Origin of the sequence: Limnohabitans sp. JirII-31, from assembly GCF_002778315.1 — a bacterium.
Taxonomy (GTDB): domain Bacteria; phylum Pseudomonadota; class Gammaproteobacteria; order Burkholderiales; family Burkholderiaceae_C; genus Limnohabitans.
Genome location: NZ_NESA01000007.1, coordinates 113407 through 130511 on the forward strand (window position 1 = coordinate 113407; position 17105 = coordinate 130511).

Annotated in this window: 17 protein-coding genes; 6 read left to right on the top strand and 11 right to left on the bottom strand. The window is 59.9% G+C overall.

The features are described 5' to 3' along the window. Positions 1–21 precede the first annotated feature (21 nt). Both B9Z41_RS10415 and B9Z41_RS10420 read right to left on the bottom strand, forming a co-directional pair. Positions 22–3672 carry a hydantoinase B/oxoprolinase family protein gene (locus B9Z41_RS10415; RefSeq protein ID WP_100147004.1) on the bottom strand — a complete coding sequence of 1217 codons (3651 nt, stop codon included), beginning with the start codon at positions 3670–3672 and terminating at the stop codon, positions 22–24. Positions 3673–3687: 15 nt separating this feature from the next. Then, a complete protein-coding gene (locus B9Z41_RS10420; RefSeq protein WP_100147005.1) occupies positions 3688–4221 on the bottom strand; it encodes a winged helix DNA-binding protein in 534 nt (177 codons plus the stop codon). 141 nt (positions 4222–4362) lie between these two features. Between B9Z41_RS10420 and B9Z41_RS10425 the strand changes: the two genes are divergently transcribed. Genes B9Z41_RS10425 through B9Z41_RS10435 form a run of 3 tightly spaced genes read left to right on the top strand, consistent with a single transcriptional unit; the run spans position 4363 to position 7224 of the window. Then, on the top strand, positions 4363–5367 hold the full coding sequence (locus tag B9Z41_RS10425; RefSeq protein WP_100147006.1) for a TRAP transporter substrate-binding protein: 1005 nt from the start codon (positions 4363–4365) through the stop codon (positions 5365–5367). Further along, entirely contained in the window at positions 5367–5900 is a 534-nt protein-coding gene (locus B9Z41_RS10430; RefSeq protein ID WP_100147007.1) for a TRAP transporter small permease, read from the top strand. The genes B9Z41_RS10425 and B9Z41_RS10430 overlap by 1 nt, the downstream gene beginning before the upstream one ends. A gap of 13 nt (positions 5901–5913) precedes the next feature. Further along, a complete protein-coding gene (locus B9Z41_RS10435; protein WP_100147008.1) occupies positions 5914–7224 on the top strand; it encodes a TRAP transporter large permease in 1311 nt (436 codons plus the stop codon). Here B9Z41_RS10435 and B9Z41_RS10440 read toward each other — a convergent pair. The 9 genes from B9Z41_RS10440 to B9Z41_RS10480 all read right to left on the bottom strand — a co-directional run bounded on the left by B9Z41_RS10440 (position 7205) and on the right by B9Z41_RS10480 (position 14157). Next, on the bottom strand, positions 7205–7432 hold the full coding sequence (locus B9Z41_RS10440; RefSeq protein ID WP_233202634.1) for an oxidoreductase-like domain-containing protein: 228 nt from the start codon (positions 7430–7432) through the stop codon (positions 7205–7207). The genes B9Z41_RS10435 and B9Z41_RS10440 overlap by 20 nt on opposite strands. Positions 7433–7441: 9 nt before the next feature. Further along, positions 7442–7756: a hypothetical protein gene (locus B9Z41_RS10445; RefSeq protein WP_100147009.1), complete on the bottom strand. Its 315-nt coding sequence runs from the start codon at positions 7754–7756 to the stop codon at positions 7442–7444. A 46-nt stretch (positions 7757–7802) separates the two neighbouring features. Beyond that, a complete protein-coding gene (locus B9Z41_RS10450) occupies positions 7803–8057 on the bottom strand; it encodes a MoaD/ThiS family protein (RefSeq protein WP_100147010.1) in 255 nt (84 codons plus the stop codon). Positions 8058–8081: 24 nt separating this feature from the next. After that, entirely contained in the window at positions 8082–9377 is a 1296-nt protein-coding gene (locus tag B9Z41_RS10455) for an NAD(P)/FAD-dependent oxidoreductase (protein ID WP_100147011.1), read from the bottom strand. 11 nt (positions 9378–9388) lie between these two features. Beyond that, positions 9389–11236 carry an aldehyde ferredoxin oxidoreductase family protein gene (locus B9Z41_RS10460; protein WP_100147012.1) on the bottom strand — a complete coding sequence of 616 codons (1848 nt, stop codon included), beginning with the start codon at positions 11234–11236 and terminating at the stop codon, positions 9389–9391. Between the two features lie 22 nt (positions 11237–11258). Further along, positions 11259–11735: a 4Fe-4S dicluster domain-containing protein gene (locus B9Z41_RS10465; RefSeq protein ID WP_100147013.1), complete on the bottom strand. Its 477-nt coding sequence runs from the start codon at positions 11733–11735 to the stop codon at positions 11259–11261. Positions 11736–11906: 171 nt separating this feature from the next. Beyond that, positions 11907–12722 (bottom strand): substrate-binding domain-containing protein, encoded by an 816-nt coding sequence (locus B9Z41_RS10470; protein WP_100147014.1) that lies wholly within the window; start codon positions 12720–12722, stop codon positions 11907–11909. Further along, positions 12719–13423, bottom strand: coding sequence for an ATP-binding cassette domain-containing protein (locus B9Z41_RS10475; RefSeq protein WP_100147015.1), 705 nt, complete (start codon positions 13421–13423; stop codon positions 12719–12721). The genes B9Z41_RS10470 and B9Z41_RS10475 overlap by 4 nt, the downstream gene beginning before the upstream one ends. After that, positions 13420–14157, bottom strand: a complete 738-nt coding sequence (locus B9Z41_RS10480; protein ID WP_100147016.1) for an ABC transporter permease — start codon at positions 14155–14157, stop codon at positions 13420–13422. The genes B9Z41_RS10475 and B9Z41_RS10480 overlap by 4 nt, the downstream gene beginning before the upstream one ends. Positions 14158–14218: 61 nt before the next feature. Between B9Z41_RS10480 and B9Z41_RS10485 the strand changes: the two genes are divergently transcribed. The 3 genes from B9Z41_RS10485 to B9Z41_RS10495 all read left to right on the top strand — a co-directional run bounded on the left by B9Z41_RS10485 (position 14219) and on the right by B9Z41_RS10495 (position 17092). After that, positions 14219–15349 carry a substrate-binding domain-containing protein gene (locus B9Z41_RS10485; RefSeq protein WP_100147017.1) on the top strand — a complete coding sequence of 377 codons (1131 nt, stop codon included), beginning with the start codon at positions 14219–14221 and terminating at the stop codon, positions 15347–15349. Between the two features lie 7 nt (positions 15350–15356). Then, the gene (gene selD / locus B9Z41_RS10490) at positions 15357–16436 is read left to right on the top strand and encodes a selenide, water dikinase SelD (protein WP_100147018.1); all 1080 of its coding nucleotides are present in this window, start codon (positions 15357–15359) and stop codon (positions 16434–16436) included. Positions 16437–16552: 116 nt separating this feature from the next. After that, positions 16553–17092 carry a TRAP transporter small permease subunit gene (locus B9Z41_RS10495; RefSeq protein ID WP_100147093.1) on the top strand — a complete coding sequence of 180 codons (540 nt, stop codon included), beginning with the start codon at positions 16553–16555 and terminating at the stop codon, positions 17090–17092. Positions 17093–17105: the final 13 nt, after the last annotated feature.

Consider the following 17105-nt stretch of genomic DNA (forward strand, 5'->3'; position numbering starts at 1 on the left):
AGCCCCTAGCCACTCAAGCTCTTACCCCTCAGCCCCGTAGCCCCCGCCCCCTGGCGTGTGAATTTCAAACACATCGCCCACCGCCATCTCAGCTTGGGCAATGTGGCCCAAGTCCTCCACCCGTCCATCAGAGCGCACCACGCGGTTGATGCCCACCGCACCGGCGTGCCCGCCTGCGGCGCCAAACGCGGGATGGATGCGACCGTTCGACAACACGCTGGCCGTCATGGGTTCTAAGAACGCAATGCGCCGCACCCCACCATCGCCCCCACGCCAACGTCCAGCGCCGCCAGAGCCTTCCCGAATCGCGTAACTCAGCAAGCGCACGGGGAAACGGAATTCCAAAATTTCAGGATCGGTCAAACGCGAGTTGGTCATGTGGGTTTGCACCACGCTCGTGCCGTCAAAGCCGCCTGCGGCCTGGCCTGCATCGTCCGTCTCCAGACCGGCACCGCTGCCACCGGAGATGGTTTCGTAGTACTGGTACTGCGCGTTGCCAAAGGTGAAGTTGTTCATGGTGGGCTGACTGCCCGCCATCATCCCAAGCGCGCCAAACAAGGCGTTGGTGATGCAGGTGGAGGTTTCCACATTGCCTGCCACCACCGAAGCCGGTGGGTTGGGGTTGAGCATGGAGCCGGCTGGAATGGTCACACGAAGCGGCTTCAAGCACCCCGCATTGAGCGGAATGTCGTCGTCCACCAAGCTGCGAAACACATACAACACAGCGGCCATGCACACCGCCGTGGGCGCGTTGAAGTTGTTAGGCTGCTGGGCCGAGGTACCCGTGAAATCAATCTCTGCCGTGCGCTCGGCCCCGTTGACGCGAATCGCCACCTGAATGTGCGCACCGTTGTCCAGCGGCAGCGTGAATTGCCCGTCTTTCAAGCGCGTGATCACGCGGCGCACCGCCTCTTCGGCGTTGTCTTGCACATGGCCCATGTAGGCTTGCACCACGTCCAGGCCAAACTGCGCCACCATCTTGCGCAGCTCTTGCACGCCTTTTTCATTGGCGGCAATTTGGGCCTTCAGGTCAGCCATGTTTTGCGCCGGGTTGCGGCTGGGGTAGTCGCCGCTTTGCAGCAGGCGCAGCATCTCAGCTTCACGCAGCACACCGCGCTCGACCAGCAACACATTGTTGAGCTGCACGCCCTCTTCTTCAATGCGGGTGGAGAACGGTGGCATGGAGCCCGGCGTGGTGCCGCCAATGTCGGCATGGTGGCCCCGTGAACCCACATAAAAACTCGGCTGCACCGCATCGTCCAGATACACCGGAGTGATGACGGTGATGTCGGGCAAGTGGGTGCCGCCGTGGTAGGGGTCGTTGAGCACATACACATGCCCCGGCTGCATGGTGGCAGCGTTCTCACGGATCACGGTTTTGATGCTCTCGCCCATCGACCCCAGGTGCACAGGCATGTGCGGTGCGTTGGCAATCAGATGGCCATGGGCGTCGAACAAGGCGCACGAAAAGTCGAGCCGCTCTTTGATGTTCACCGAGTGCGCGGTGTTTTGCAGTTGCAAACCCATTTGCTCGGCAATATTCATGAACAGGTTGTTGAACACCTCCAGCAGCACCGGGTCCACCTGTGTGCCTGCGGCGTAGCGCACATTGCGCGCCACGTGCCGCGTCAACACCAAGTGGTCCAGCGCACTCAGGCGCGCTTGCCAACCTGGCTCCAGCACGGTGGTGGCATTTTTCTCGGCCACGATGGCTGGTCCCACCACCACGTCACCCGCCTGCAAGTCCTCGCGCACCACCAAGGCCGCGTCGTGCCAGGCCCCGTCGGCATACATGCGCACCGTGTCGCGACGCGGCACCTCACGCACCGGATGCACCACATGGCGCTGTTCGCTGGGGGCGTCCCCCGCCAGCAGCACCTCCACCGACACGGCCTCCACCACCAAGGCTTTGCCCGTCATCAAGAATGCAAAGCGCTGGCGGTAAGCAGCTTCAAACGCGGCCACGATGTCGGGCAATTCGCCCATGGGCACACGCAAGGCCGAGTCACTGCCTTGGTAGCGCACATGCACGCTGCGTCGCGCCGACACCGCGCCTGGGGCACTTTGCTGCTGCAACAGTTCCGCTTGCGCAGCTTGCTCCAGCGTGGCCAAGGTCTGTGCGAGGCTGGCCATGTTGGCCGGCACCAAGGGCAGCTCGATGGCTTGCTCACGGATCACGTTTTGATCGGCCAGCCCCATGCCATAGGCCGACAACACACCGGCCAAGGGATGCACCAACACACGGGTCATGCCCAAGGCGTCGGCCACCAGGCAGGCGTGTTGCCCACCCGCACCGCCAAAGCACTGCAAGGTGTAACGCGTCACGTCATAGCCGCGTGCCACCGAAATTTTCTTGATGGCATTGGCCATTTGTTGCACCGCAATGTGCACAAAGCCTTCGGCCAGGGCTTCGGGCGTGCGTTGCAGGCCACGCGCCATGGCCTCGAATTGCTGCGCCACCACGGCATGGTTGAGTGGCTCGTTGGCCTGGGGGCCAAACACTTTCGGAAAGTACGCGGGTTGCACCTTGCCCAGCATCACATTGGCGTCGGTCACGGTGAGCGGGCCACCGCGTCGGTAACTGGCTGGCCCCGGGTTGGCGCCTGCGCTTTGTGGCCCCACGCGCAAGCGAGCACCATCAAAGCTCAAAATCGACCCGCCGCCTGCGGCCACGGTGTGGATGCTCATCATGGGTGCGCGCATGCGCACCCCCGCCACCTGGGTTTCAAACTCGCGTTCAAACTCACCGGCGTAGTGGGACACATCGGTTGAGGTGCCGCCCATGTCAAAGCCAATCACCTTCACGCCATCGCCCGGTGCCTCGTGCGCATGGGCCAGTTCGGCCGTGCGGGCCATGCCCACAATGCCGCCCGCTGGGCCCGACAAAATCGCGTCTTTGCCCTGAAACACATGGGCGTCGGTCAAGCCCCCTGAGGACTGCATGAAAAACAGCTTCACGCCCGGCATCTCGGCGGCCACTTGGTCCACATAGCGGCGCAAGATGGGCGACAAATACGCATCCACCACCGTGGTGTCGCCCCGGCTGACGAACTTCATCATCGGGCTGGTACCGTGCGAAGTGCTCACCTGGGTGAAGCCCACCTCACGCGCCAGTTGGGCCGCTGCTTGTTCGTGTGCGGTGTAGCGGTACCCGTGCATGAACACCACCGCCACGCTGCGCAGGCCGCGCGCGAACGCAGCTTGCAGAGCAGCACGCAAATGCGCTTCGTCCAAGGCTTGCACCACGTCACCGTGGGCGCCCACGCGTTCATGCGCCTCAATGACCTCTTGGTACAACAACTCGGGCAACACAATGTGGCGGTCAAACAACCGTGGGCGGTTTTGGTAGGCAATGCGCAAGGCATCTCTGAAGCCTTGGGTGGTCACCAACAACGTGGGCTCGCCTTTGCGCTCCAGCAGCGCATTGGTGGCCACGGTGGTGCCCATCTTCACGCACGCCACCTGGTCTGCCGAGATGACTTGACTGGGCTGCAAGCCCAGCAAGTGGCGAATGCCCGCCACGGCGGCGTCGCGGTATTGCTCGGGGTTTTCAGACAGCAGCTTGTGGGTCACCAGGCTGCCATCGGGCCGCTTGGCCACGATGTCGGTGAAGGTGCCGCCGCGGTCAATCCAAAATTGCCAGCGGGGATCAGGGGTTGCCAATGAGGTCATACACAGTCTCAACAATTAAAGCGATGCGGCAGCACGTGCCGCTTGGTCGTACATACCCGACAAGACGCGCAGCAGACGCGCCAGGTCACCAATGTCTTTGTTCAAGGCTGGGTCGGCTTTGAGCACTTGGATCAAACAGTTTTCTCGGATCTCGCGGTAACGCTGCACAAAGCCTTGGCCCTCGGGCGTGGCGGCGTAGGTCACTTCCTTGCCCTTCTTTTGCGCAGCCACCACACCCAAGCCCAGCAACTTCTTGAGTGCGTAGTTGATGAGGTGGGTGTCTTCCACATTCATGATGAAACAAATGTCGGCCAAACGTTTGTCGCGTGCGCGGTGGGTCACGTGGTGCAACACCAGCACATCCAAGGGCGTGAGGTCTTTCAAGCCAGCCGCGCTCATGCAGTGCACGATCCAGCGCTCAAAGGCATTGCCTGAAACGATGAGGCCAAATTCGAACTCGCTCAACTCGGCACTTTGAGGCGACACCAAATGGGCCGACGACACGATGTGCGACTTATGGGCAGCAGGTGGGGTGGGTTTTTTAGCCATGCGTGATTGTAGAAATTTAAACAACAAATTACCGACAATTTGTCAACAATACGGGAAATCACTGAGGTAAGCTCCAGCACAACACTGGCTATAGTCAAGCCATGCCGCCCTGGTGGGTCCCCTTTTCAATGTGGAGTTTTCATGCAACGTCGAAGCTTTCCAATCACCGCTCTCGCCCTGGCCTTGTTCGCAGGCTCTGCTTTCGCCCAAACCAAATGGGACTTGCCTGCGGCCTATGCCGCCACCAACTTCCATTCGGAGAACTTGATTCAGTTCGCCAAAGACGTGGACACGGCCACCGCAGGCAAACTCAAAATCACTGTGCACGCCAACGCGTCGCTGTTCAAAGCCAATGAAATCAAACGCGCTGTGCAAGGCGGCCAAGCACAAATTGGTGAAGTGCTGTTGGTGAACTTTGAAAACGAAAACCCGATTTACGGCACCGACGGCATTCCGTTTTTGGCCACCAGCTACGCCGATTCCAAGCGTTTGTACGACGCGCAAAAGCCGGTGCTCGACAAGCTGCTGGGTGCCCAAGGCATGAAGTTGCTGTTTGCCGTGGCATGGCCGTCGCAAGGCATCTTTGCCAAGAAAGAAATCAACTCGGTGGCCGACCTGCGGGGCATCAAGTGGCGCGCCTACAGCCCCGCCACCGCCAAGATTGCCGAGCTGATTGGTGCTCAACCCGTCACCATCCAAGCGGCTGAGTTGTCGCAAGCCCTGGCCACCGGGGTGGTGGAAAGCTACATGAGCTCGGGCTCCACCGGTTACGACACCAAAACCTACGAAAGCTTGAAGTACTTCTACGACACCCAGGCCTGGTTGCCCAAAAACGCCGTGATCGTGAACAAGAAGGCGTTCGAAGCACTCGACCCTGCCACCCAAGCCGCCTTGACCAAAACGGCTGCCGAAGCGGAAGCGCGTGGTTGGAAGGTCAGCGCAGAAAAAGACGGCTTCTACAAAAAAGCCTTGGGTGAAAAAGGCATGAAGGTGGTCACACCCAGCGCCAAGCTGATGGAGGACATGCGCCAAGTCGGCAGCATCATGCTGGCCGATTGGCAAAAGAAAGCCGGGCCCGATGGTGAAGCCATCATTGCGGCCTATGCCAAGTCGGCACCGGCTGCGGCCAAAGCTGGCAAGAAGTGATGCGCCGCTTTCTTGACCGGCTCTACCTTGCCGCGGGGGCCCTGGGGGCCCTTTTCATTGCCTTGATTTGCGTCTTGATGGTGGCGCAAAGCATTCTGCGTGAGTTCAGTGTGCGCACAGGCGCCGTCAACGACGTGGTGTCTTGGTTTTGTGCCGCAGCCGCATTTTTTGCCATGGCCCACGCCTTCAAGCATGGCGACTTTGTGCGTGTGACCTTGTTGCTTGAAGCCGTGTCTGCGCCCTGGCGCAAGCGCCTGGAACTTGCCGCTTTGTGTGTGGGGTCGGTCGCTGTGGCCTATCTGGCTTGGTGGGCATGCAAGTTCACCTACGAGAGCTGGGAGTTCAACGACATCGCACAAGGCCTGTTGCCCATCCCGATGTGGATTCCACAACTGAGCTTTGCCATCGGCTCGGTGCTGCTGCTGATTGCCGTGCTCGATGAGCTGGTCTTGGTGCTGCGCGGCCAAACCCCCACGTATGTGCGCGAGGTCCAAGAGCGGCACGCACGCGGCGACTTTTCTTCCGACGTCTAAGCCCCAAGGTTCTATGGAAATTCTTCTCGTTGGCGGCCTGCTGCTGCTCATCATGTTCATGCTGCTCTCAGGTGGCGTGTGGATTGCCATGACCCTGGCCATTTGTGGCTGGGTGGGTCAGGCCTTCTTCACCGACACGCAACCGGGCAAAAACCTGTTCAGTGCGTTCTGGGAAAGCAATGCCAGCTGGGAGCTGGCCGCGCTGCCACTGTTCATTTGGATGGGCGAGATTTTGTTTCGCACCAAACTGAGCGAGGAGATGTTTGAAGGCCTGCGCCCCTGGCTCAACCGGGTGCCCGGTCGGCTGATGCACACCACCATTTTGGGTTGCGGCATTTTTGGTTCGGTGTCGGGCTCATCAGCAGCAACTTGCGCCACCATCAGCAAAGTGGCCTTGCCCGAGTTGATGAAGCGCGGCTACAGCGAGAAGCTGGCCTTGGGTTCATTGGCCACAGCGGGCACCTTGGGTATTTTGATTCCTCCCTCCATCACCATGGTGGTGTATGCGGTGGCGGCCGATGCGTCGATCATTCGTATTTTCTTGGCCGGCTTTTTGCCCGGTCTGTTGCTGATGGCGCTGTTCAGCGGTTACATCATGTGGTGGAGCTTGCGCCACCCCGACCAAGTGCCAGCGGCCGACCCGCCCACCACCTTTTGGGAAAAAATCAAACTCTCACGCAGCCTCATTCCGTGCGGTGCCTTGATTGTGTTTGTCTGCTGGGTGCTGATTGCGGGCTACGCCACCGCCACCGAATGCGCTGCATACGGGGTGGTGGGCTCGTTGGCTTTGGCTGCCTGGAGTCGCAGCCTGACCTGGAACAACTTCTGCGAAGGCCTGATGGGCACCACCCGATCGAGCTGCATGATCATGTTCATCCTGGCCGGTGCGGCGTTTCTCACCAAGACCATGGCCTTCACCGGTATTCCGCGTGAACTGGCTGAGTGGGTCAATGGCATGCACCTGTCACCGTTGGCCTTGATCGCGGTGTTGACCGTGGTGTACTTGATTTTGGGCACGGCGCTCGACGGCATCAGCATGATCGTGCTCACCAGCGCGGTGGTGTTGCCGATGATTCAAAAAGCAGGTTTCGATTTGGTGTGGTTTGGCATTTTCATTGTGCTGCTGGTCGAAATTGCCGAAGTCACACCGCCTGTGGGTTTCAACCTGTTTGTGTTGCAAAACATGACCGGCAAAGACAGCAACACGATTGCCAAAGCGGCCATTCCGTTTTTTGCCTGCTTGGTGGTGTGCATTGTGTTGATCACGGTGTTCCCACAAATCGTCACCATCCTGCCCGACATGGTCATGGGTGTAGAGAAGTAAGCACGTCTTCGCGCCAGTATTCGGCAGCACTCAAGAATCCGTCCCACACACACCCGTTGCAGCCACGGCCACAACAGGTGGTGGGCTCGGGCGGCGGTGAACGCATGGCCAGCCCATGCTGGGCGGCCAAGGCCTGCCCAGCCGCAAACATTGCACGTGCCTCGGTGGCGTCGCGCAGGGGCATGTATTTCAAACGCTCTAACAACATCGCGAGATCTTAGCCACCACCACGTTGCATGTAGAGGTCAAAGCGACGCATGAAGCGGTAACGCTGCGCCGCATCGGCCACGCTGAAATCAAACTGCACCAGCAAGCGCGGGATGCGCACCAGCGCGATCACACGGGGCTCGCCCACCGACCAGCGGATGCACAAGCCGGCAGGGACAGTGTTGGGTTCGTTCAAGGTGATGCACACACACTGCCCCTCGCGCTGCCAGGCATGGGCGCCGATGGCAGCAGGCAACCAGCCCAACCACTCGGCTTCAGTGCATCCCGTCTCGCGGGCAAAGGAGGCGTCGTAATGCGATTGCACAGTTGGAAAGGTTCGGGGCGCGAGGGAGTAAAGGGTGAACTGAACGTCAACCACCCGCGATTGGCGGCCAAATGGCCAGCACATCGCCCTCGACCAAGGTGGTGGTCAAGCGTTTCTCGGGTTCGATGTAGCGGCCATTCACCAGCACCAAGTGCACCAGCTTCGGGGGCATGCCAAAGGGCTCGATGATTTGGGCAATGGTGGCCTCAGGCGCCACCTCTAGCTGTATCAGGTTGTCACGCCGCACAGCGGGCGGCAGGTAGTCGGTGAGCGTGGCAAAAAGCTTGAAGGTGATCTGCATGCCGCGAGACTCTACACGCACGCCTCAACGGCGGCGGTGATCCGTGGCACCCGACCACTGCCCCTGCCCCTGGGCACACGCCAAGTAGGCGTCCATCAGGCGTGTGGGGTCTTGCCGTAGCTTGTCTTTCCAAGCGCCCAGTCGCACCTGACCTTCGACCAAGCCACGCATCACGCCCACATGCTCGGTCCAGCCCACACTGTTGCAGCCCACCAGCACATCGTCTTTGAACTGCAAGCTCAGGTGGCGACCATCGGCGGTGAGTTCGGCGTGTTCGCCGCCGGACACACCTTGCCAGTTGCCAAAGCTCGCCGAGATCAGCCCCAGGGTGTCGAGCACGTTGATTTGCGTCACCCCTTTGAGGGCCGTGTGTTGACCCACCATGTTCAAGGCAGCCACGCGAGCCTGCTCGGCCGCATTGGGTTGGATGGCACTGACGATGGTGGTGCCGCTGACTTTGTCGAACGCTTCGGCGCAGTCGCCCGCAGCGTAGATGCCCGGCACATTGGTTTGCAAATGCTCGTCGGTCAACACCCCTTGCAAGCAGGTGATGCCGCTGTGTTGAAGAAAGTCGATGCAGGGCTTCACACCGGTGGCGCTGATCACCAAATCGGCGGCGATTTTGTCACCCGTGGACAAGCGCACTTGCAGGTGAGCATCGGTGGTGTCGTGCGCGCCGCCAGTCGGCACAATCGCCTCGACCTTGGCACCTGTGAACACCCGCACGCCTTTAGCCTCACACCAGTTGCGGATCATGCCGCCGGCCACCGGGCCCATCATGCGCGGCACCATGCGGTCACCCATCTCCACCACACTCAACTTCACACCGCGTGACGCCAAGGCTTCCATGATGATGCAGCCAATAAAGCCCGCCCCCATTTGCAACACGCGTGCGCCGGGTTGCGCCAAGGCCATGATGGCGCGTGCGTCTTCCAAGGTCCAGCATGGGTGGACGCCGGCACTGTCGATCCCTGGAATGGGTGGGCGCACCGGACGCGATCCGGTGGCGATCAGCAAGGTGTCAAAGTCCAAACGGCTGCCGTTGTCGAGCACCACTTGGCGTACGGACACATCCACCGATTCCGCGCGGGCCGTGACCTGCGTCACGTTCAATCGCTTGAAATGGTCTGCGGTTTTGCGCAGATAGGTGCCACGCTCATCGATGTTGCCGATCAACAAGTACGGAATCGCCATGCGCGAGTATGGTGGCTCGGTCTCATCGCCCACTAGGGTGATGCGGTCGTGGGGCGCGTGCTTGCGGATGGTTTCTGCGGCAATCACGCCCGCTGGGCCAGCACCAAGAATGACGTGATGGGTCATGACCTAACGCCTCAAAGTCCGAGGCGTTGTTTGGTGGCTTCGGTCGGACGACCGTCCTTGTCCCAACCGCGCACGTCGTAGTACTTGGGCAACATTTGCGGCAGCATGCTGACCTTACCTTTGGCCGGGCCGGTCTTGGCCGCTTCGGTCAACAAGCGCTTGGGCAGGCTGTCGTCTTTGGAGGTGAAGCCTGCGGCGTTGTTGAACTCGCGCTCCATGTTCCAAATGCGCTCGCCAATTTTCTCCAGCTCTTCGGTGGTGTAGTCCTCGTTGCAGGCGGCTTGCATTTGCGGTGCCAAGTCGGCCAGCCCCCACGCAAAGGTGGTGAAGATGCACAAGCCCGACGAGTCAAACGCAGCGGTCGCGTCTTGGAAGGCTTTGACCAACTCTGGCTTGCCTTCGTGTTCCAGCGGATCGGTCTTGACGGGAATGCCCAACACTTCCGACGCGATGGTGTAGCCCCGCAAATGGCAGGCACCCCGGTTGGAGGTGGCGTACGCCAAGCCAATGCCCTGGATGGCGCGACCGTCATAGGCTGGGAACTCTTGGCCTTTGACGCTCATGCTGAGGTCGGGGTGGCCGTATTTTTCGGTCAGGCGCTTGGAGCCTTGGCCAATCTCTTTGCCGAAGCCTCGGCCATTGACAGTTTCTTCCGCGAAGAAGGCCAGGGCTTGGGCCGACCCAAACTTGGCGTCGATGCCCAATTGCTCTTGGGTCAGCACGCCCATTTCGTACAACTCCATCACCGCACCCACGGTGGCCCCGAAGCTGATGGGGTCGATGCCCTCTTCGTTGCACAGCAGGTTGGCGTACTGCAAGGCCTCCAAGTCGTTCACACCATTGGCCGCGCCCAAAGCCCAGGCCGCTTCGTACTCCAAGCCACCAGACGCGCCCCAATACTGCGGTTTGTTTTGAACCGTGAAGTGGGTCTCGTCCATCTTGCTGATGCGCCCGCAAGCGATGGTGCAACCAAAGCAGGCCTGGTTGGTGACCAGGTGTTTTTTGCCGTCGCTCTCGCGCGGCGTGGCCATGGCTTCGGCAGAAATGTCTTTGGCGCCTTCGAACTGCACATCGCGGTGGTTACGCGTGGGCAAGGCACCGACTTCGTTGATCACGTTCATGAGCACCTGGGTGCCATAGGCAGGCAAGCCCTGGCCCGTGACGGCGTTGTCGGCCAGGATTTTTTTCTTCTCGGCCGTGACCTTCATGAAGGCCTTGGGGTCACGCACATTGCCCACGCCGAGGGTGCCACGCACAGCGAGCGCCTTGAGATTTTTGCTCCCCATCACGGCGCCCACACCTGAGCGACCCGCCGCACGGTGCAAGTCGTTCACCACCGAGGCGTAGAGCACATGGTTCTCGCCCGCTTTGCCGATGGACGACACGCGCACCAGCGGGTCTTGCAAGGTCTTTTTGAGGTGGGCTTCGGTTTCCCACACGCTCTTGCCCCAAATGTCAGAGGCATCCCGCAATTCGGCTACGCCGTCGTTGATGTAGAGGTAGACCGGCTTGGGCGACTTGCCTTCGCAAATCACCATGTCCCAGCCCGCCATCTTGAGCTCAGCGCCAAAGTAGCCACCGGAGTTGGAACAGGCAATGGCCCCAGTCAACGGTCCTTTGGTGATGACGGTGTAGCGACCGCCGGTGGAGGCCATGGTGCCGGTCAAGGGGCCGGTGGCCCAGATGAGTTTGTTCTCAGGGGACAGCGGGTCCACCTTGGGGTCGATTTCGCTAATGAGGTATTTAGAGCCCAAACCGCGTGAGCCCACGTAGTCGCGCGCCCATTGCATGTTCAGGGGTTCGCTCTTGACGGTGCCTGCGGTGAGGTTGATGCGGAGGATTTTTCCAGCCCAAGTCATGATGTGTTCTCCTTGTGTTGGCTCAAGCGGCAGACGCTTGGTTGCCCAATTTGTTGGCCCACTGCTTCATCTTGTCGAGGCCGGTCCAGTTGGCGTCGACAAAGGTGATGGCACCGGTGGGGCAAGCCGAAGCGCAAGCCGGGTCACCACCGCACAAATCGCACTTTTGCACTTTGCCGGTTTCTTGCACATAGTTGATGGTGCCGAACGGGCAGGCAATGGTGCAGACCTTGCAGCCTACGCAGGTGGTTTCGTTGACCACCATCGCGCCGGTGGTTTTGTCTTGCGTGATGGCCTCCACGGGACACGCGTGCAAGCACCAGGCCTCGTCACACTGGGTGCAGGTGTAGGGCACTTTTTTGCCGGTTTCGTGGAAGTCGAACACCTTGATGCGCGACTTGGCAGTGGCAAAGGTGCCGTAGTTCTCGAAGGAACAAGCCATTTCGCACTGCAAGCAGCCGGTGCATTTGTCGGGGTTGATGTGCAAGATTTTTTGCATCTGTGTCTCCTGAGGCAGGGATGGTGAACACCCCTTCTCTATGAATGGGTATGCATAGGATTTTGAGAACCCTATGAAGCACCCAACCTAAGGACTAACCCTAGAAAGCAAAAAAAGCCCACGCCAAGGTGGGCCAGAGACGACGCGGCGTCAAAGGACGCAACGCATGCTTTACTTGTTGGCGTTTGGGAAAAACAAGGTTTCTCCGCCCACCTTGTAGCTGGCAATGTTGGCTTGGCCCGCAGGTGAGACCACCCAGTCGACAAACTTCTGTGCCAACTCCGCTTTGACATGCGGATGCTTGACGGGATTGACCACCATCACGCCGTATTGGTTGAACAACTGTTTGTCACCCTCCACCAAAATCTGCAAGTCTTGTCGGTTTTTGAAACTCAACCAGGTACCACGATCCGTCAGCACATACGCGCCGATCGATGCCCCCATGTTGAGTGCCGGGCCCATGCCACAGCCACACTCTTTGTAGCCCGCGCCTTTGGCGTCCAGGCCGGCTTGCTTCCAGTAGCGCAACTCGGCGGCGTGGGTGCCACTCTTGTCGCCGCGTGAAATGAAAGGCGCTTGCGCAGCGGCTACTTTTTGCAAGGCAGACACGATGTCTTTGCCGCGTGTTTTGGCTGGGTCACTGGCGGGGCCCACCAACACAAAGTCGTTGTACATGACGGGGAAGCGTTTGACGCCAAAGCCATCGGCGACAAACTTTTCTTCGGCGGCTTGGTCATGCACAAACAACACATCCGCGTCGCCACGACGGCCCATGTCCAAGGCCTGGCCCGTGCCCAGAGCAACAACCTTGGCCTCAATGCCCGTGGCTTGTTTGAAAGCAGGCAGCAGGTGCGCAAACAGACCCGACTGCTCGGTGGAGGTGGTCGAGGCCATCACGAGAGAGGGTGCGTTTTGCGCGAGCGCACTGCCCACACACCAAGCGCCAACAGCCACCATCCAATGGATGAGATGCGAACGACGGGTCATACCAGTTCTCCTTTTAAAAACAAATGGGCTTCGGGGTGGCTGTGCACCAACGATTGGTTGAAAAAATGGTCGACAGACAAGTCGGCCATGACACGGCCGGCCTCTAAATAAATCACGCGTGTGGCCAAGCGTTTGACTTGGCCCAGGTTGTGGCTGCTGAACAGCAAGGTGGTGCCCGCCGCCGAGAACCAGTCAGACACCAAACGTTCAACCTCGCGTTTGGCATGTGGATCCAGGCTGGAGGTGGGTTCGTCCAGCAGCACGACGTCGGGCTGCAAGGCCCATGCCCTGGCCAAGGCCAAGCGTTGTTGCTGACCTCCAGACAAGGTGCGGGCAGAACGTTCGGCCAAATCATGCAGCCCGACGCGGTGCAAGGCTACCGCTGCTTGCACATGGGCCCGACGCCAAGCCACACCTTGCAACCAGAGGCCCCAAACCACAAAACGCAACACACTGGTACGCAACATATGCGGGCGCTGAAACACCATCGCCTGACGGGCCGCAGGGGCTGCTTGCACCTCACCGCGGGTGGCGGGCAGCAAGCCATGGGCCACACGCAACAACGTGCTCTTGCCAGAACCATTGGCACCTACCAGGGCCACACGCTCACCAGCACGGATAGACAACTGCACATCGCGCAAGGCAACATGCGAACCGAACTGCACAGAGACCCGATCCAAACGCAGGACATCCGCGGTCATGACACACCTCCTTGCAACGAGGTGATCAATGCACCATCTAGCCCTTGGCGCCAGCGACGCAGCGCAGAAATACACACGTTGAGCACCAGCACCACGGCCAATAACACCAAGCCCAAGGCCAGCGCCAGCGGCAAATCGCCCTTGCTGGTTTCCAGAGCAATCGCCGTGGTCATCACGCGGGTGAAGCCTTCGATGTTGCCACCCACCACCATGACGGCCCCCACCTCAGACACGGCACGCCCGAATGCGGCAATCAGCACGGTGAGCAAGGCATAGCGCTCGTCCCAGGCCAGCAACAGACTGCGCATCCACGTGTGTGCGCCCAAAGACTGCAATTGCTCTCCATGGCTGCGCTCCGCATCTTCGACACACTGGCGCGTGAGCGCGGTGACCACGGGCAGCACCAACACGGCTTGTGCCAACACCATGGCTTTGATGCTGAACAGCCAGCCTAAAAATCCCAATGGCCCACTGCGCGACAACAGCAAGTACACCAGCAAGCCCACCACCACCGAAGGCAAGGCCAACAAGGTGTTGAGCACCGTCAGCAGCGCATCACGCCCGGCAAAGCGCGCCACGCCCAGCCATGCACCCAACACGACACCGGCCGTGCAAGCGATGCTGCACGCAAGCAGACTCACCCACAACGAGCGGCCCACGATAGACCACAGCACGGGATCCGCATTGAAAAGGAGTTCCAGCGCAGACCATGCGCTGTCAGAGAAAGAATTCATCGGAGCCAAAAAAGTTGCGCTATCGTAGTGAGGCTTCTAAAACCCTGCCATATGAACCCCTGTGCATAGCGTCAACCTCCACTACACCCTCGGCCATCGTGATGACAGCGCCCCCAGCAACGACGCCGCGTTGCTGCGCCATCCCCTGATCACGCTGCTGCAAGCCGTGGCCTTGCACGGCTCGATCTCTGCTGCGGCACGTGACCTGGGCTTGTCGTACCGTCATGTGTGGGGCGAGCTCAAACGCTGGGAAGAGGTGATGGGGCAAGAGTTGATCGTGTGGGAGAAAGGCCAGTCGGCCAGGTTGACCGAATTCGGTACCAAGCTGATGTGGGCCGAACGCCAAACCCAGGCCCGTCTGGCCCCACAAATCGAAGCCCTGCGCGCCGATCTGGAACGCACCTTTGCGGTGGCGTTTGACCCCAAGGCCCATGTGCTGACGCTGTACGCCAGCCATGACGACGCACTGCCGCGCTTGCGTGAACACACGAGCAGCGTTGGCCTGCACTTGGACATCCGTTTTTGTGGCAGTGTGGACGCGATCCGCGCCCTCAACGAGGGCCGCTGCACGCTGGCGGGGTTTCACACCCAGACGCAACCGGGCATGGGCACACACACCAAACAAGCCTACGAACATCTGCTCCAACCCGGCTTGCACAAAATCATTGGCTTTGCCACGCGCACCCAAGGACTGATGTTGGCCCCCGGCAATCCGCTGCGCTTGCACAGTCTGATGGATGTGGCGCGCACCCAAGCCCGTTTTGTACAGCGCAGCCTGGGCACAGGCACGCGCGTCTTGCTGGACGACTTGTTGCAACAAGCACAGCTCAACAGCGCCAGCTTGAACTGCAACGCAGACGCCGAGCCCTCGCACACAGCACTGGCTGAAGCCATTGCAGCCGGTCGGGGCGATGTGGGCCTGGGTTTGGAGAGCACGGCACGTGCACGGGGCTTGGGTTTTGTGGCGCTGACACAAGAACACTTTCATCTGGTCTGCTTGAAGTCGGCCCTGGACACACCGGCCACCCAAGCTCTGCGCCACGTGTTGCGCACCACCGAATGGGCATCGCAGCTCAACGCACTGGCCGGCTACCAAAGTGACCACAGTGGTGAGGTCCAGTCGCTGCGCGCCTTGTTGCCCTGGTGGACCTTCAAGCGCGCCAAAAAGTCAGAAACCAAGGCCGCCCGATAATTGGGGCATGGTTGCCTCTCCCCCCTCCCTCACCCCACCCCCTGTCCCCCGTTTGAGTTCGCTGTCGCATGGCGGCGGCTGCGGCTGCAAGATTGCCCCCGCCGTGCTGCGCGACATCTTGCAAAGCATGCAGCACAGCACCGGTTTTGTGATGCCCCCGCAACTCCTGGTGGGCATTGAGACCGCCGACGATGCGGCGGTCTACCAACTCAACGATGAGCAGGCGTTGATCGCCACCACCGACTTCTTCATGCCCATCGTGGACGACCCGTATGACTTTGGCCGCATTGCCGCCACCAACGCCATCAGCGACGTCTATGCTATGGGCGGCACCCCCATCATGGCGCTGGGCTTGGTCGGTATGCCGGTGAATGTGTTGCCCGTTGAAACGATTGGCCGCATCTTGCAAGGCGGTCAAGACGTGTGCCATGCCGCAGGCATTCCCATCGCAGGCGGACACACCATTGACTCGGTGGAGCCGATTTACGGTTTGGTGGTGATGGGCTTGGTCCACCCCTCGCAGGTCAAGCGCAACAACGGCGCACAAGTGGGCGACGTCTTGGTGCTGGGCAAACCTCTGGGTGTGGGCATTTTGTCTGCCGCACTCAAGAAAGAAGCGCTCAGCGCAGCCGGCTACCAAGACATGATCCGCTTGACCACCCAACTCAACCGACCGGGCATTGCCTTGGCCAAGCACCCCGGGGTGCATGCCTTGACGGACGTGACGGGCTTTGGCTTGGCCGGTCATGCCTTGGAAATCGCACGCGGCGCACACAACCAAGTCACGATCGATTGGAAACTTGTCCCATTGGTGGCGGGGGCACGTGCCTTGGCCGAGCAAGGCTTCATCACGGGCGCGTCGGGCCGCAACTGGGCCAGCTACGGCCACGAAGTGCAACTGCCCAGCGGTTTTGCCAGCGCTGACCAAGCGCTGCTCAGTGACCCCCAAACTTCCGGCGGCTTGCTGGTGAGTTGTGCCCCCGAAGCCGTCGCCGATGTGTTGGGACTTTTTCAGCAAGGCGGCTTCGAACAAGCCCGCGTGATTGGCACAGTTCAAGCAGGCAGCGGCTTACGCGTCAACGGGTAAACCCGACGCCAGATTGAAGTAATTTCACAAATACAGGGTGAAAGTTCATCCTGAAGTATTCAGCCAGATGCCAAGAATTGGTAGGATCGCCGGTTGGCAAAAAATGGAGACACAACGTGTCAAAACTTCTTAAATTTGCATTGGGTGTTGACAAGACGAGTCAACAGTTTGGGCATGTGGCCGCATTCACCGTGCTGGCAGCAGCCTTGATTTCTGCGGGCAATGCGTTCATTCGTTATGGCTTTGATGTCAGCTCCAATGGCTGGCTCGAAATTCAGTGGTATCTGTTTGCAGCCACGGTGATGTTGGGTGCACCTTTGGTGCTCAAGCTCAACGAGCATGTGCGCGTTGACATTTTTTACGGCCAGCTCAAAGGCAAGGGTCCGGTCTACATCGACCTGTTGGGTTTGGTTGTGTTCTTGTTGCCTGTCATGGTGACCTTGACCTACCTGAGCTTTCCCTTGTTTTTGAAAATGTTGGTCACCAACGAGATGTCCAGCAACGCTGGGGGCCTGATCCGCTGGCCCGCCATGTTGTTGCTGCCGTTGGGCTTTGCGTGGATGTTCCTGCAAGGTGTGAGTGAAATCATCAAGCGCGTGGCTTACTTGCAAGGCAAGTTTGAAATGGACACGCACTACGAAAAGCCGGTGCAATAAAGGACACACGATC

Excerpts from the sequence above, each read along its gene's own strand:
- B9Z41_RS10415 (WP_100147004.1), bottom strand. The coding sequence starts at position 3,672 with ATGACCTCATTGGCAACCCCTGATCCCCGCTGGCAATTTTGGATTGAC.
- B9Z41_RS10420 (WP_100147005.1), bottom strand. The coding sequence starts at position 4,221 with ATGGCTAAAAAACCCACCCCACCTGCTGCCCATAAGTCGCACATCGTG.
- B9Z41_RS10425 (WP_100147006.1), top strand. The coding sequence starts at position 4,363 with ATGCAACGTCGAAGCTTTCCAATCACCGCTCTCGCCCTGGCCTTGTTC.
- B9Z41_RS10430 (WP_100147007.1), top strand. The coding sequence starts at position 5,367 with ATGCGCCGCTTTCTTGACCGGCTCTACCTTGCCGCGGGGGCCCTGGGG.
- B9Z41_RS10435 (WP_100147008.1), top strand. The coding sequence starts at position 5,914 with ATGGAAATTCTTCTCGTTGGCGGCCTGCTGCTGCTCATCATGTTCATG.
- B9Z41_RS10440 (WP_233202634.1), bottom strand. The coding sequence starts at position 7,432 with ATGTTGTTAGAGCGTTTGAAATACATGCCCCTGCGCGACGCCACCGAG.
- B9Z41_RS10450 (WP_100147010.1), bottom strand. The coding sequence starts at position 8,057 with ATGCAGATCACCTTCAAGCTTTTTGCCACGCTCACCGACTACCTGCCG.
- B9Z41_RS10455 (WP_100147011.1), bottom strand. The coding sequence starts at position 9,377 with ATGACCCATCACGTCATTCTTGGTGCTGGCCCAGCGGGCGTGATTGCC.
- B9Z41_RS10460 (WP_100147012.1), bottom strand. The coding sequence starts at position 11,236 with ATGACTTGGGCTGGAAAAATCCTCCGCATCAACCTCACCGCAGGCACC.
- B9Z41_RS10465 (WP_100147013.1), bottom strand. The coding sequence starts at position 11,735 with ATGCAAAAAATCTTGCACATCAACCCCGACAAATGCACCGGCTGCTTG.
- B9Z41_RS10470 (WP_100147014.1), bottom strand. The coding sequence starts at position 12,722 with ATGACCCGTCGTTCGCATCTCATCCATTGGATGGTGGCTGTTGGCGCT.
- B9Z41_RS10475 (WP_100147015.1), bottom strand. The coding sequence starts at position 13,423 with ATGACCGCGGATGTCCTGCGTTTGGATCGGGTCTCTGTGCAGTTCGGT.
- B9Z41_RS10480 (WP_100147016.1), bottom strand. The coding sequence starts at position 14,157 with ATGAATTCTTTCTCTGACAGCGCATGGTCTGCGCTGGAACTCCTTTTC.
- selD (WP_100147018.1), top strand. The coding sequence starts at position 15,357 with ATGGTTGCCTCTCCCCCCTCCCTCACCCCACCCCCTGTCCCCCGTTTG.